The sequence below is a fragment of the Rhodoferax sp. ZS1R25 genome, assembly GCF_056521335.1.
On record NZ_JBWMAZ010000006.1, the window covers coordinates 1 to 13,848 of the forward strand.

18 protein-coding genes, 1 tRNA gene and 1 pseudogene are annotated in these 13,848 nt (G+C 61.3%); 6 read left to right on the forward strand and 14 right to left on the reverse strand.

Going from position 1 to position 13,848, the window contains the following annotated elements:
- A pseudogene (locus AC097R_RS20800) lies at positions 1 to 184 on the forward strand (hypothetical protein); the annotation flags it as partial.
- A 268-nt stretch (positions 185 to 452) separates the two neighbouring features.
- Here AC097R_RS20800 and AC097R_RS20805 read toward each other — a convergent pair.
- Positions 453 to 528 (reverse strand) — tRNA-Arg (locus AC097R_RS20805).
- A gap of 93 nt (positions 529 to 621) precedes the next feature.
- Between AC097R_RS20805 and AC097R_RS20810 the strand changes: the two genes are divergently transcribed.
- Positions 622 to 1,158 carry a c-type cytochrome gene (locus AC097R_RS20810; protein ID WP_479600131.1) on the forward strand — a complete coding sequence of 179 codons (537 nt, stop codon included), beginning with the start codon at positions 622 to 624 and terminating at the stop codon, positions 1,156 to 1,158.
- A 112-nt stretch (positions 1,159 to 1,270) separates the two neighbouring features.
- Here AC097R_RS20810 and AC097R_RS20815 read toward each other — a convergent pair whose 3' ends face one another.
- The 4 genes from AC097R_RS20815 to AC097R_RS20830 are packed head-to-tail and all read right to left on the reverse strand — an operon-like array spanning position 1,271 to position 4,106.
- Entirely contained in the window at positions 1,271 to 1,816 is a 546-nt protein-coding gene (locus AC097R_RS20815; protein WP_479600132.1) for a DUF2946 family protein, read from the reverse strand.
- A 15-nt stretch (positions 1,817 to 1,831) separates the two neighbouring features.
- Positions 1,832 to 2,848, reverse strand: coding sequence for a YheT family hydrolase (locus tag AC097R_RS20820; RefSeq protein ID WP_479600133.1), 1,017 nt, complete (start codon positions 2,846 to 2,848; stop codon positions 1,832 to 1,834).
- A gap of 42 nt (positions 2,849 to 2,890) precedes the next feature.
- The gene (locus tag AC097R_RS20825) at positions 2,891 to 3,346 is read right to left on the reverse strand and encodes a YybH family protein (protein ID WP_479600134.1); all 456 of its coding nucleotides are present in this window, start codon (positions 3,344 to 3,346) and stop codon (positions 2,891 to 2,893) included.
- 19 nt (positions 3,347 to 3,365) lie between these two features.
- Positions 3,366 to 4,106 (reverse strand): Rossmann-fold NAD(P)-binding domain-containing protein, encoded by a 741-nt coding sequence (locus AC097R_RS20830; RefSeq protein WP_479600135.1) that lies wholly within the window; start codon positions 4,104 to 4,106, stop codon positions 3,366 to 3,368.
- Positions 4,107 to 4,178: 72 nt separating this feature from the next.
- Between AC097R_RS20830 and AC097R_RS20835 the strand changes: the two genes are divergently transcribed.
- From AC097R_RS20835 to AC097R_RS20845, 3 genes are read left to right on the forward strand one after another with little or no spacing between them, the layout of a single operon-like run.
- The gene (locus AC097R_RS20835; protein WP_479600136.1) at positions 4,179 to 4,787 is read left to right on the forward strand and encodes a LemA family protein; all 609 of its coding nucleotides are present in this window, start codon (positions 4,179 to 4,181) and stop codon (positions 4,785 to 4,787) included.
- A gap of 6 nt (positions 4,788 to 4,793) precedes the next feature.
- Positions 4,794 to 5,714, forward strand: a complete 921-nt coding sequence (locus AC097R_RS20840) for a TPM domain-containing protein (protein WP_479600137.1) — start codon at positions 4,794 to 4,796, stop codon at positions 5,712 to 5,714.
- Positions 5,714 to 6,229 carry a TPM domain-containing protein gene (locus AC097R_RS20845; protein WP_479600138.1) on the forward strand — a complete coding sequence of 172 codons (516 nt, stop codon included), beginning with the start codon at positions 5,714 to 5,716 and terminating at the stop codon, positions 6,227 to 6,229. The genes AC097R_RS20840 and AC097R_RS20845 overlap by 1 nt, the downstream gene beginning before the upstream one ends.
- Before the next feature lie 56 nt (positions 6,230 to 6,285).
- Here the strand turns inward: AC097R_RS20845 and AC097R_RS20850 are convergent, their stop codons facing one another.
- The 9 genes from AC097R_RS20850 to AC097R_RS20890 all read right to left on the reverse strand — a co-directional run bounded on the left by AC097R_RS20850 (position 6,286) and on the right by AC097R_RS20890 (position 13,402).
- Positions 6,286 to 6,702: a F0F1 ATP synthase subunit epsilon gene (locus AC097R_RS20850; RefSeq protein WP_479600139.1), complete on the reverse strand. Its 417-nt coding sequence runs from the start codon at positions 6,700 to 6,702 to the stop codon at positions 6,286 to 6,288.
- Positions 6,703 to 6,705: 3 nt separating this feature from the next.
- Complete coding sequence (gene atpD, locus AC097R_RS20855) at positions 6,706 to 8,106, reverse strand: F0F1 ATP synthase subunit beta (RefSeq protein ID WP_310342376.1); 1,401 nt, start codon at positions 8,104 to 8,106, stop codon at positions 6,706 to 6,708.
- A 27-nt stretch (positions 8,107 to 8,133) separates the two neighbouring features.
- Positions 8,134 to 9,018, reverse strand: coding sequence for a F0F1 ATP synthase subunit gamma (gene atpG, locus AC097R_RS20860; RefSeq protein WP_479600140.1), 885 nt, complete (start codon positions 9,016 to 9,018; stop codon positions 8,134 to 8,136).
- Positions 9,019 to 9,045: 27 nt separating this feature from the next.
- The gene (gene atpA / locus AC097R_RS20865; protein WP_310342381.1) at positions 9,046 to 10,599 is read right to left on the reverse strand and encodes a F0F1 ATP synthase subunit alpha; all 1,554 of its coding nucleotides are present in this window, start codon (positions 10,597 to 10,599) and stop codon (positions 9,046 to 9,048) included.
- A 50-nt stretch (positions 10,600 to 10,649) separates the two neighbouring features.
- Entirely contained in the window at positions 10,650 to 11,180 is a 531-nt protein-coding gene (locus AC097R_RS20870; protein ID WP_479600141.1) for a F0F1 ATP synthase subunit delta, read from the reverse strand.
- A gap of 9 nt (positions 11,181 to 11,189) precedes the next feature.
- Positions 11,190 to 11,660, reverse strand: coding sequence for a F0F1 ATP synthase subunit B (locus AC097R_RS20875; protein ID WP_310342384.1), 471 nt, complete (start codon positions 11,658 to 11,660; stop codon positions 11,190 to 11,192).
- Positions 11,661 to 11,695: 35 nt separating this feature from the next.
- The gene (gene atpE, locus AC097R_RS20880; protein ID WP_105261674.1) at positions 11,696 to 11,944 is read right to left on the reverse strand and encodes a F0F1 ATP synthase subunit C; all 249 of its coding nucleotides are present in this window, start codon (positions 11,942 to 11,944) and stop codon (positions 11,696 to 11,698) included.
- A 62-nt stretch (positions 11,945 to 12,006) separates the two neighbouring features.
- Complete coding sequence (gene atpB, locus AC097R_RS20885; protein ID WP_479600142.1) at positions 12,007 to 12,885, reverse strand: F0F1 ATP synthase subunit A; 879 nt, start codon at positions 12,883 to 12,885, stop codon at positions 12,007 to 12,009.
- Between the two features lie 13 nt (positions 12,886 to 12,898).
- Positions 12,899 to 13,402 carry an ATP synthase subunit I gene (locus AC097R_RS20890; protein WP_479600143.1) on the reverse strand — a complete coding sequence of 168 codons (504 nt, stop codon included), beginning with the start codon at positions 13,400 to 13,402 and terminating at the stop codon, positions 12,899 to 12,901.
- Positions 13,403 to 13,543: 141 nt separating this feature from the next.
- On the opposite strand from AC097R_RS20890, the gene AC097R_RS20895 reads away from it, so the two are divergent.
- The gene (locus AC097R_RS20895; protein ID WP_479600144.1) at positions 13,544 to 13,846 is read left to right on the forward strand and encodes a YbeD family protein; all 303 of its coding nucleotides are present in this window, start codon (positions 13,544 to 13,546) and stop codon (positions 13,844 to 13,846) included.
- The last annotated feature ends 2 nt before the right edge of the window (positions 13,847 to 13,848 follow it).

Consider the following 13,848-nt stretch of genomic DNA (forward strand, 5'->3'; position numbering starts at 1 on the left):
GGACCATACTACCCAGAAAAATGCGGCTTTGGTCGAAGAGATGGCTGCCGCAGCGTCCAGCCTGAAATCTCAGGCTAGGGATTTGGTTGATGGTGTCGCGGTTTTTAAGATCTCAGCTGAACACAGTAGCCCGCGCCCCAAGCTTTCTCAGCCTGTGGCGCGCCCAGTACTGAAGCTAGGCTAGAGCACGATTCTCTCTCTGATGGAGGCAAGAAACGAGATCTTGCGGGTGCGGCTCCACATACGCCTGGTCGAAAGATAGCGGGACTTGCTAAAAAGCCGCGGTACTTTGCCAGGGAAGCCGAGTGAAGCACCGCTTTTATGTAGGAGCCCCAGCAAGACTTCGCGCTCAGCCTGATGTGTCGGGACTTATGGGTTGCCAGGCAACTCGACTGTTGAATTCCGCCGAAATCTGACCCACTTAGACACGGCCGGGCCTAAACCTGAGATGGTGGTGCGGCTGGCGGGGATCGAACCCACGACCCTTGGCTTCGGAGGCCAATACTCTATCCACTGAGCTACAGCCGCGTCCAGAAGAAGGCGCATTGTAGGTGTTTTCACAGAGGGCCCCCGCTATAATCCCGAGCTGTTTCAAAGCACCCGCTATTTTTGAGGACACCCATGAGCGACAACAGCCACGCCACCGCGCACGATGAGGCCCACACTGGCCCCATCAAGACCCCCAAGCAACTGCTGTTGGCGGCATTTTTCTCGTTCGTGATTCCTATTTTCGTGATCATCGGTTTGGTGTCCTATGTCACCTCCGACTACAAGCCCGCTGCGGGCACCGTGAGCGTGGAAAAGTCCACCGCTGAGCGCATCCAAAAGGTCGGCATGGTCGAAATCCGCGATGCCAACCGCGAAATGAAGACGGGCGAACAGGTCTTCAAGGCCCAATGCTCCGCCTGCCACGCCACTGGCGCTGCAGGTTCTCCCAAGTTTGGTGATGCGGCTGCCTGGGGTCCCCGCATCAAAACTGGCTTCGACGCTCTGCTGCACTCCGCCCTCAAGGGCAAGGGCGCTATGGGTGCCCAAGGGGGTGGCGATCTTGATGACTTCGAAGTAGCGCGCGCTGTGGTCTACATGGCCAACGCCGGTGGCGCCAAGTTCAATGAACCCGCAAAACCTGCGGCTCCCGCTCCCGAAGCGGCCAAGTAAGCCACTCTCTGCCCGCGGGCAGCAAAAAGCCGACCATCAGGTCGGCTTTTTTATTGTTCTTTTGGGCCTCTAGCCCCCGTGGAACATGCGCAGATTGCTATAAAAATGATAGCTATGAGCTGGCGCTATGCTGCACCGCCGGGCTGGTGACATAGGCAAACCGGACCGGTAGATCCGCCCGGCTCACGTCTTCCAGCGCCCACAGCCCCAACTCCAGTGCGCGGGCCGCATTCTCCATATCCTGGGTATGCACCAAGCCCAGGCCCAGGGCGGTGTGCAGGTACAGCCAGCCCTGCTCGTCCAGCAGCGCGCCCAACACGTGCACAGGTGCTCCCGAATGGGCCGCCACGCCAAGGTCATCTGCCACACGCCAGACCCAGGGTGTGGCTTCCAGCTCGACGTAGACGCGCTGCGGCCCGTTCTGAAAGAACCACTGGCCTGCGGCGTCGGCCGCGTAGTTGCGCTGGATGAAGTCGATCAGCTTTTCGTGCTGCAGCAGGCTGCCCTTGGCGCCGGGCCGGCCGCTGCTGAAGGCGCCCGAGGCCTGGGCGCCGTCGTCGCGCATGTACCAGTTGCCGCGCGCGTCCAGCCCCAGCCAGCCGTAGCAGTGCGGCACGTTGGGCCACTTGGCCATGGCTTGTTTGACGATGTCGTCCACGGCGCGCTCCGGTTGCTACTGCAGCTGCTGGGCCAGCCAGCCGCCCACGGCGTCGGGCATGGTGCGCACGTGCCCGGGGATGCGCCCGTGCGGAAAGCCCACGTGGCCGCCATGCGCGGGTTGCCAGAGGGTGACGTGCTGGCCCACATCGGCCTGCGAGGGCAGGCACCAGGCGGGCACAAAAGGATCGTTGCGCGCGTTCACCACCAGCGCGGGGATGCGGATGCGGTGCAGGTGCGGCTTGGCCGACGCCCGGCCCCAGTAGTCTTCGGTGCTCTTGAAGCCGTGCAGCGGCGCGGTGAACACGTTGTCGAACTCGTACAGGTCGCGCGCGGCCTTCAGCGCCTGGCCGTCAAACAGGCCGGGGTGCTGCTCCAGCTTGCGCAGCGCCTTGGGCACCATGGTGTTGAGAAACATGCGGGTGTAGACCAGCCGGTTGAAGCCACGCCCGATGGCGTAGCCGCCCGCGGCCAGGTCGATGGGCGAGCACACCGCCGCCACGCTGCGGGCCACCTGGGCCGCGCTGTCACCCATCTCCTGCGCCCAGCGCAAGAGGGCATTGCCCCCCAGCGACACACCCACGGCGATGATGGGACCGCGGTGCTGCGCACGGAATTGGGCCAGGATCCAGCCGATCTCCTCAAAGTCGCCCGAGTGGTAGGCACGGGGCGCGTGGTTCAACTCGCCGCTGCAACCGCGGAAATGCGGCACCGCGTACGCAAACCCGCGCTCCCGCGCGAAGTCGGCAAAGGCCTCGGAATAGTGGCTGCGTGAGCTGCCCTCTAGCCCGTGGAACAGCACCAACAAGGGACGCTCGGCCGCAGCAGGCACCGGGGGCAGCGCATTACGCGCAGCGACAAGCGCGGGGGCCACATCTTCCATCCAGTCCACGTCCACAAAGTCGCCATCGGGCGTGGCCCAGCGTTCACGGCGGTAGTCCAGGCGCGGACCAAACACGCGCCGCGAATACAGCGCGGGCCAAATGGTTTGCAGATTGCCACCGGGCAACCAACGGGGTGCTACATAATTCATAGCTGCTTGCGCATATTCCATGGGGCTAGAGGCCTTTTTATCTCAATGCAGTACCTGGGGTGGGTGCTGGGTTTCCGACACGTCGCCGGGCGTGCCCGGGCTGGCGTGGTGCACCACCAGGCGCCAGCCTTGCGGGGTCTTGTGGTACACGTTGGTGGCCAGTACATGGGCCTGGGCCGGGCCGTCGGCGGTCAAGACCTCCACCTTTTCCAGCACATGGTGCACCGCACTGGCCAGCGAGTCGACACGGCGGATGTGTTCGGCCTGCACCTGGATGGCACCCCCGTGGGCAAACAGTGCATCAAATGCGGCGCGTATGGCACCAGCGCCAATGATGCGCGGGCCACCAGGGTGGATGCACACGATGTCGTCTTCGTCGGCCCAGCAGGCCATGAGCTTCTCAATGTCGCCGGCTTGCAGGGCTTCGTAAAACGCGGCTTCCACGTCGTCCGGGGTTCCGCCCATGGCGGCATGGAGTTTGGCTTTGTGTCGGGGCATGGGGCGATTCTCCCCCAACTCAGGGAGCGAGCCAGGCGCGCACGGTCTCTTGCACCGTGGCTTCGCTGGTGCGGCGTGCCAGTTCGGGCGGTGCAATGTGCACACCAGGCGGCATTTCGCGCAGGGCCACGTCCACCAGCGCGGCCAGGTCGGCGGCGCGCGGCGGCATTTCGTTGCTGGGCACCATATAGGCAAAGATGGACAGCATGCGGTGCGCCAGCCACTCCAGCACATGGGCGTGCGGTGGCGCCTGGGGCGCCGCGGCGGGCCGCACCAGCAGCAGGCGCTCAAAGCCCATGGTGGCGACGGCATGTTCGTCCAGATTCGCCAACCCTGCTTTCAGGGCCTGCGGCAGCCGGCCCTGGTCATGCGGCACCACCACGGCCAGGGTATGCACACCGCAGCGCAACATCCAGGCGGCCAGTGCTGGCAACTGCGCAGGTTGCGGGGTCCACAGCGCACGCTCGCGGTCGTTGTACAGGCTGGGTGCATCAAACACGATCACGCCCACCGATGCGGGCTGCAGCGGCCACGCGCTGGGGTCGTCGGACGCCACGGTCACCATCTGCACCCGGTCTAGCGCGGGGGTGATGTCCTCCTGCGACAACACCCGCAGCTGGCGGTAATGGTGGCTGCCCGCCAGACGCCGCAGCACCTCAGTGCCCAGCGTGCCCGCCGCACCGGCCATCAGCGCTACCGGCAAGGCCGCCGGCGGTGTGGGGCCGCGCTGGGCGGCGTGCAGAACATCAAGTGGGTCCATGGTGCGGCGGTGTACAAAGGGGCTTTAGAGGGCGCTCTATAGTACGTGCTGTTGCATTAGCAGGAGGTTCACATGCGGTTGTCTTCTTTTCGGGCTTGGGCGTGGTTGGCAGCAGGTGCGGCAGCCGTGCTGCTAAGCGGTTGCGGCTACAACGACTTTCAACGGCTGGACGAGCAGACCAAGTCCGCCTGGAGCGAGGTGCTGAACCAATACCAACGCCGCGCCGACCTGGTGCCCAACATTGTGGCCACCGTCAAAGGCGAAGCCGCCTTTGAACAGGACACGCTGACCAAGGTGGTGGAGGCGCGTGCCAAGGCCACCTCCATCCAGGTGACGCCCGAAACTCTGAACAACCCCGAGGCTATGGCCAAGTTCCAGGCCGCACAGGGCGAGCTGGGCGGTGCACTGAGCCGCCTGATGGTAGTGAGCGAGCAGTACCCCAACCTGAAGGCCAACCAGGGCTTTAGCGACCTGCGCGTACAACTCGAAGGCACCGAGAACCGCATCACCGTGGCGCGCAACCGCTATATCCAGGCGGTGCAGGAGTACAACGTGCTGGCGCGCAGCTTCCCCAGCAACCTGACGGCCATGGTCTTCAGCTACCAGGCCAAGCCCGTCTTCGCGGTGCAGAACGAAGCCACCATCAGCACGCCACCGGTGGTGGACTTCAACAAGAAGTAAGCCCGCATGCAACAACGCTCTGGCGGATGGTCTTGGTTGCGGCCTTGGGTTGCAGTGTTGGCTCTGGTGCTTTGCGCGCCGGCCCTGTGGGCGCAGGACGTGCAACCGGTGCCCGCCCTCAGCAGCCATGTCATCGACACCACCGCCACTCTGAGCGCGGCACAGCAGCAGGCGCTGGACGCCAAACTCGGCGCGTTTGAGGCCAGCAGCGGCGCCCAGGTGGTGGTGCTCGTGGTGCCCAGCACCGCGCCCGAAGACATTGCCAGCTACGCCAACCGCGTGGGCAATGCCTGGAAGATTGGCCGCAAGGACATTGGCGATGGACTGATCCTGCTGGTCGCCAAGAACGACCGCAAGCTGCGCATCGAGGTGGCCAAGACGCTGGAGGGCGCCATCCCCGACCTGATGGCCAAGCGTGTGATCGACCAGGCCATTGCGCCGCGCTTCAAAGAGAGCGACTTTGCCGGCGGCATCGACGCCGGGGTGGAGCAGATCATGGGGCTGATCCGCGGCGAGGCATTGCCCGCGCCTGCGACCACAGCCAACGGCGACGATTCAGGGAGCAGCGGTCAGGCCGGATTTCAGTGGATGGACTTGGCGGTGTTTCTGTTCTTCGCGGTGGCGATTGGGGGCAGCATGGCCCGCAAGATTTTGGGCAACAAGCTCGGCTCTCTGGTCATTGGCGGTGTAGCCGGCACGGTGGCCATGGTGGTGACGTCTAGCGTCGTGCTGGCGGTGTTGGCAGGCTTTGTTGCCGTGGTGCTGACATTGTTGAGCAGCTTGAACGGCTCCAACCGCGGCGAGGGGTCCTGGGGCGGCGGTGGCAGCAGTGGCCGTGGCAGCTGGGGTTCGGGCTCCGGTGGCGGCGGGTTTAGCTCCGGCGGGGGTGGCAATTTTGGGGGCGGTGGTGCCTCCGGGGGCTGGTGATGATTCAACGACTGCCACGTCTCTTCAAACACCGCTGGATGGAAGATGCCAGCCGTGTTCTGCCACCCGAAGCGCTGCATCGCCTGCAAGCCCGCGTGGCCGCCAGCGAGCAACAACACTCGGGCGAAATCCGCATCTGCGTGGAGGCGGGCCTGCCCAACAGCTATTTGCTGCGGCCCGACACCACGGCTGACTTGCTGCGCCAACGCGCTCTGGCGCAGTTCGGCCGCCTGCGGGTGTGGGACACCGAGCACAACAACGGCGTGCTGATTTACCTGTGCCTGGCCGAACGAGCGATCGAACTGGTGGCTGACCGCGGTGTAGACCGTGTCGTGCCCACAGAACAATGGCAAGGCGTGGTGCAACAGCTGGCCGCAGCGCTGCGCACTGGCCAGTACGAACAGGGCCTGGCCCAGTCTGTCGATGCGGTGTGCGCCGTGCTGACCCAGCATTTCGCGTTGCAGCCCGGGCAGCACAACCCCAACGAATTGCCGGATGCCCCTGCTCTGTCTTAAGCCCTGAAACGACAAAACCGCCCGAAGGCGGTTTTGCGAGGGCAAGCGCAGGGCGCTTACTTCTTGTGCAGGAATCGGCGCGCAGCCGCAATCTCAGCCGCCATCATGGCGATCTCAGACTGGATCTTCGCGATGTCGATTTCGCTCTTGGCGTTCTTCAGGGCCTCTTCGGCAGCGGCCTTGGCGGCGTTGGCTTTCTCTTCGTCCAAGTCCTTGCCGCGGATGGCCGTGTCAGACAACACGGTCACGCAGTTGGGCTGTACTTCAAGAATGCCACCGGCCACGAACACAAACTCTTCGCTGCCATCGGCCTTCTGAATGCGCACCGAGCCAGGCTTGATGCGCGTGATCAGGGGCGTGTGGCGGGGCTTGATGCCCAGCTCGCCAGCCTCACCAGGAAGCGCCACGAAGACGGCTTCACCGGAGAAGATGGACTCTTCTGCACTGACCACATCAACGTGGATGGTGTTCATTATTTAGACTTTCTTCGCTTTTTCGAAGGCTTCGTCGATGGTGCCGACCATGTAGAACGCTTGCTCTGGCAGGTGATCGCACTCGCCGCCCACAATCATCTTGAAGCCACGGATGGTTTCAGACAAAGGAACGTACTTGCCGGGAGAGCCGGTAAACACTTCAGCCACGTGGAAAGGCTGGCTCAGGAAACGCTGGATCTTGCGGGCACGTGCCACAGCCAGTTTGTCTTCTGGGGCCAAGTCATCCATACCCATAATGGCGATGATGTCGCGCAGTTCGCGGTAGCGCTGCAGCGTGCCTTGCACCGCACGGGCGGTGTTGTAGTGGTCTTCACCCACCACCAGCGGATCCAGCTGACGGCTGGTGGAGTCCAGAGGATCCACCGCAGGGTAGATACCCAGCGACGCGATGTCACGGGACAGCACGACGGTGGAGTCCAAGTGGGCGAACGTGGTCGCAGGAGAGGGATCGGTCAAGTCATCCGCTGGCACGTACACGGCCTGGATGGACGTGATGGAGCCAACCTTGGTCGACGTAATACGCTCTTGCAGACGGCCCATTTCTTCGGCCAGCGTAGGCTGGTAGCCCACGGCGGAAGGCATACGGCCCAACAGCGCGGACACTTCGGTACCGGCCAGTGTGTAGCGGTAGATGTTATCCACGAAGAACAACACGTCCTTACCTTCGTCACGGAACGATTCCGCAATGGTCAGACCGGTCAGGGCCACGCGCAGACGGTTGCCTGGGGGTTCGTTCATCTGACCGTACACCATCGCCACTTTGGACTCGGGCAGGTCTTCGAGGTTCACCACGCCGGAATCGGCCATCTCGTGGTAGAAGTCGTTCCCTTCACGGGTACGCTCACCCACACCAGCGAACACGGACAAGCCGCTGTGCGCCTTGGCGATGTTGTTGATCAGTTCCATCATGTTCACGGTCTTGCCCACACCGGCACCACCGAACAGACCCACCTTGCCGCCCTTGGCGAACGGGCACACCAAGTCAATCACCTTGATGCCGGTTTCCAGCAGCTCTTGCGAAGGGCTCAGTTCGTCGTACGACGGGGCCTTGCGGTGGATGGAAGCCGTGTGCTCCTGGCTCACAGGACCACGTTCGTCGATGGGCGCACCCAACACGTCCATGATGCGACCCAGCGTGGCCTTGCCCACGGGCACAGTGATTTGCGCGCCAGTGTTGTACACCACCAGACCGCGACGCAGGCCGTCAGACGAACCCAGCGCAATGGTACGCACCACGCCGTCGCCGAGTTGCTGCTGCACTTCGAGAGTCAGCGGAGAGCCTTCCATCTTGAGCGCGTCGTACACACGGGGCATGCGGTCACGTGGAAATTCCACGTCCACCACAGCGCCGATACATTGAACAATTTTTCCTTGGGCTTGCATTTTTCGCTCCAATAATTTTGAATTCGCTTAGCCGCTGATGGCAGCTGCACCGGACACGATTTCAGACAGCTCTTTGGTAATCGCAGCCTGACGGGTCTTGTTGTAAACGAGCTTGAGCTCGGCAATGACGTTACCGGCATTGTCTGTGGCGGCCTTCATGGCCACCATGCGTGCAGCGTGCTCAGACGCCATGTTTTCGGCCAGCGCCTGGAACACCAGAGCCTCTACATACCGCACGAGCAACTCGTCAATAACGGTTTGCGCGTCCGGCTCGTAGATGTAATCCCAAGCGTGGTGGCTGCCGTCGGCCTTGCTGTCCGCAGCCATCTGGTCCGCAGACAGTGGCAGCAGTTGCTCGACCACCGGGTCCTGCTTCATGGTGCTGACAAACTTGTTGTAGCAGACGTACACCGCGCTGACTTCACCGGCCACATAGGCGTCGATCAGCACCTTGACAGGCCCAATGAGCTTGTCCAGGTGAGGACGATCGCCCAGGTGGGTCACGTGGGACACGACTTTCGCGCCCACGCGGTTCAAGAAGCCCAGACCCTTGCTGCCGATGGCAACCGCCTGTGCGGTCTTGCCGGCAGCCTGCGTATCACGCAGCTTGCCGGTCACCTGACGCAACAGGTTGGTATTGAGACCACCACACAGGCCCTTGTCCGTGGTCACCACAATCAGACCGACGGCTTTCGCGTCGTTGGTCTTCATGAAGCTGTGCACGTACTCGGGGTTGGCCTGTCCCAGATTCGTCGCAATGTCCCGGATCTTCGTGCTGTAAGGCCGGGCAGCGCGCATACGCTCCTGCGCCTTGCGCATCTTGGAGACCGAGATCATTTCCATGGCCTTGGTGATCTTCTTGGTGTTTTCCACCGATTTGATCTTGGTGCGTAGTTCCTTACCTGCTGCCATCAATGGCTCCTTGTGATCAGGGGGAAATCAAGCAAAAGTTTTCTTGAACGCGGCCACAGCAGCAGTCAATTCAGCCTCTGCATCCTTGTCCAGTGCCTTGGTGTCTTCCACCTTGGCCAACAGGGCTGCGTGCTTGTCCTTGAGGTAGGCATGAAGACCGTGCTCGAAAGCCAGGATCTTCTTGACTTCCACGTCGTCCATGAAGCCCTTGTTCACTGCGAACAGCGAGGCGCTCATGATGCTGATGGACTGGGGGCTGTACTGCTTCTGCTTCAGCAACTCGGTCACGCGGGCACCGCGGTCCAGCTGCTTGCGGGTGGCTTCGTCCAGGTCGGAAGCGAACTGCGCGAACGCAGCCAGTTCACGGTACTGGGCCAAGTCGTTACGGATACCGCCGGATTGGCCCTTGACCACCTTGGTCTGCGCAGCAGAACCCACGCGGGACACCGAGATACCGGCGTTGATCGCGGGGCGAACGCCAGCGTTGAACAACGAGGTTTCCAGGAAGATCTGGCCGTCGGTGATCGAGATCACGTTGGTAGGCACGAAAGCAGACACGTCACCAGCTTGGGTTTCGATGATAGGCAGGGCGGTCAAAGAACCGGTCTTGCCCTTCACGGCGCCCTTGGTGAAGGCTTCCACATACTCGGCGTTCACGCGGGCTGCGCGTTCCAGCAAACGGCTGTGGAGATAGAACACGTCGCCAGGGTAGGCTTCGCGGCCTGGTGGGCGGCGCAGCAGCAAGGAAACTTGGCGGTAGGCCACGGCTTGCTTGGACAGATCGTCATACACGATCAGGGCGTCTTCGCCGCGGTCGCGGAAGTACTCACCCATGGTGCAACCAGAGTACGCAGACACGTACTGCATGGCAGCAGATTCAGAGGCGGAGGCAGCCACCACAATGGTGTACTCCATAGCGCCAGCTTGTTCCAGCGCGCGCACCACGTTCTTAATCGAAGAGGCCTTTTGGCCGATCGCAACGTAGACGCAGGTCATGTTCTGACCCTTCTGGTTGATGATGGCGTCGATAGCCACGGCAGTCTTGCCGGTCTGGCGGTCGCCAATGATCAATTCGCGCTGGCCGCGGCCGACGGGAACCATGGAGTCGATGGACTTCAGGCCGGTCTGCATGGGCTGATCCACGGATTTACGGGCGATCACACCAGGTGCCACCTTTTCAATCACGTCGGTCATCTTGGCGTTGATGGGGCCTTTGCCGTCGATAGGCTGACCCAGGGCATTGACCACGCGGCCTTTGAGCTCGGGGCCCACGGGCACTTCCAGAATGCGGCCGGTGCATTTGACCGTGTCGCCTTCGGAGATGTGCTCGTACTCGCCCAGGATCACGGAACCGACCGAGTCACGCTCGAGGTTCAAAGCCAGACCGTAGGTGGGCAGGCCGTCGCTACCAGCGGGGAACTCCAGCATTTCGCCTTGCATCACGTCAGACAGACCGTGGATGCGGCAGATACCGTCCGTCACCGACACCACGGTGCCTTGGTTACGGATGTCAGCGCTGGCGGACAAGCCGTCAATGCGGCTCTTGATCAATTCAGAAATTTCTGCGGGATTGAGTTGCATGACTCTTTCCTTCTTTCTTTAGTTGGGCTTCACAGCAGGCGGCTTGCGCCTCAGGCTGTCAAAGCCGCTTTCATTTGTTCCAGACGGGCCTTGACGGAGGTGTCAAGAACTTCGTCACCCACCACCACGCGAATACCGCCGATCAGATCGGCGTCGAGCGCAACGGACACATTGAGCTTGCGGCCAAAACGCTTTTCGAGCGAAGCAGCCACATCCGTCAACGCTTGCGCATCGATCGGAAAGGCGCTGTACACCACAGCATCAGAGAGTCCACTTTGCGCATTCTTCAGCGCGCGGAACTGGGCTGCAATTTCAGGCAGGGCTTCCAGGCGTCCGTTGTCGATCACGGTGCGCAGGAAGTTCTTGCCTTGCTCCGACAGCGCAGCCTTAATCACTCCAGCAATCAGGTCATAGACCTGTGCGTTGGTGATTTTGGGATTGCTGGCAAACTGCTGCAATTGGCCGTTTTGGGCAATCGCAGCCAGCTCGTCCAGCCATCCGGCTGCGCCGTTCAAGTCCGCTTTCGCGGCCTGGAACAGGGCTTCGGCGTAGGGCCTGGCGATGGTGGCAAGTTCAGCCATGGTCTTCCCTTACAGCTCAGTCTTCAGACGAGACAGCAAGTCGGCATGCACACCGGCATTGACTTCCTTGCGCAGGATCTGCTCAGCGCCTTTGACAGCGAGGGCGGCGACCTGTTCGCGCAAAGCCTCACGGGCTTTCACGGACTGCTGCTCAGCCTCTGCCTTGGCAGCCGCGATGATGCGGTTGCCTTCGTCGGTGGCGCGGGTCTTGGCATCTTCCACAATGGTCTGTGCACGGCGCTCGGCGTCAGCCAAGAGACCTGCAGTTTCATTGCGAGAGCTGGCCAATTCGGCTTCCACGCGCTTGTTGGCAGATGCCAGTTCGGCCTTGGCCTTGTCGGCGGCGGCAAGGCCGTCGGCGATTTTCTGTGCCCGCTCGTCCAGCGCTTTCGTGATCGGGGGCCACACGAATTTCATCGTGAACCACACCAGGATCGCAAAAACGATAGCCTGCAGGAACAGGGTTGCGTTGATGTTCACGGTTTGATTCCTTCTCTAACGTGAAGGGCCGTTGATTACTTCAGAACGAAGGGGTTGGCGAATGCGAACAGCAGAGCGATAGCAACACCGATCAGGAACGCAGCGTCAATCAGACCAGCCAAGATGAACATCTTGGTTTGCAGTTCGTTCATCAGTTCGGGCTGACGTGCAGAAGATTCGAGGAACTTGCCACCCATCAGCGCGATGCCGATGGAAGCGCCGATAGCGCCCAGACCAACGATGATGCCGCAAGCCAAAGCCACGAGGCCGAGAATGTTTTCCATGAGAAGCTCCTAAAAGTTAGTGGAAAAAGAAAAACGAAAACAGAAAAAGCGAAACAGTTACATCAATGTGCGTCGTGCGCTTGACCGGTGTAGATCAGCGTCAACATCATAAAGATGAAGGCTTGCAAGGTGATCACCAGAATGTGGAACAGGGTCCACACGGTTCCGGCGATGACGTGACCGATGGCCAAGCCAACACCTGTTGCTGACAACGCCCAGCCACCACCCATCAGGGCAATCAGCATGAACACCAGCTCACCTGCAAACATATTGCCAAACAACCGCATGCCATGGGACACGGTCTTGGCAAGGTACTCAATCATCTGCATCAGGAAGTTCACGGGGTACAGTGCCCAGTGGTCGCCAAACGGTGCAGCAATCAGTTCGTGCGCCCAGCCGCCCAAGCCCTTGATCTTGATGTTGTAGAACACGCAGATCAACAAGACGGAACAGGACAGACCCAGGGTGGTGGACAGGTCGGCAGTGGGAACCACGCGCATGTAATCTTTGAAGCCCAGTGCAGGGCCGGTGCTATGCCAGACCGAGGGGATCAAGTCCACGGGCAGCATGTCCATCGCGTTCATCAGGAAAATCCAGACGAACACGGTCAGCGCCAGAGGGCCAATGACCTTGCGGCTCTTGGCATTGTGGATCACGCCCTTGGCCTGGTTGTCCACCATTTCGGTCAGGATTTCGACGGCAGCCTGGAAGCGTCCGGGAACGCCGGAAGTCGCCTTGCGTGCGGCATTCCACAGCACAAAGCAGCCGATCGCTCCGAGCAACAGCGAGAACACCAGCGAGTCAAAGTTGAACAGGCTGAAGTCGACGATGCTGTGTTGCTCGACGTTTTCAAAATTGAAGTTCTTCTGCAAATGATGCAGATGGTGCTGGATGTACTCTCCAGCAGACGGGGCATGTGTTCCAGCGTGTTCAGCAGCCATATGTCACCAAATATCAATTCGAAACATTGAGATTCCGGCGCTTGGGATACAGCCACGCGGCCACCCAGTACACCTTCATCGTCAACACGAAACCAGCCACCAGGGCCAGCCAACTGAGTGATGAAACCACTTTGGGCGCCGCAAACAACATTGCGATCGTCAAAATGACCTTCACCGACTCCCAAACTACAAATCCCAGCATCACAGCACCCGGCTGTGTGACGGCACGTTGGCGCTGCATGCCCCGCACCAGCAAGGCTGCGGGCAACACGACGGCCAAGACTCCATAGCCCGCCGACCAACCTGCCGAGGAACCCCACCCCCAGCCGGCCACTGCACAAACCAGCAAACCGACTACCGCTTGGCACACAATGACCCACCAGGGAGACATTGCGGGATGGGTGCTACGCCACTGCCTGGCCTCTTCGGCCGTCAGGGGCTTGAACTCTGCGTCAAAGACCCCATTTAGGTTCTCTGCGTCAGCGGGCTGGGATACCAAAGGCGTGATTGTCGACATCGAGAATTACGCCCAGGTTACAGCCACTGTTCAATGCACAGCCCACGATTATACGTAGAAACCCGGCCATGCCTAGAACTTCCCGCATTCTGCCCGCATGCCCCATGCGACAGATCGGCAACCCACAACGATAATCACCCCATGAGCACCTCCACCACGCCCCCTGGCGCCGAAGGCAATCCCCGCGCCGAATCGCTGATCGAATACCCGTCGCAGTTCCCCATCAAGGTCATGGGCCACAAGGTGGATGGGCTGGTGCACGCCATCTCGGTCATTGCCAAGCAACTTGATCCCGCGTTTGACGCCTCCACCATCGAGCTGCGCGAAAGCAAAGGCGGCAACTACCTGGGCGTGACCATCACCATCACCGCCACCAGCCGCGAGCAGCTCGACGAGCTGTACCGCACGCTGTCGACCCACCCCATGGTCAAAGTGGTGCTCTGACC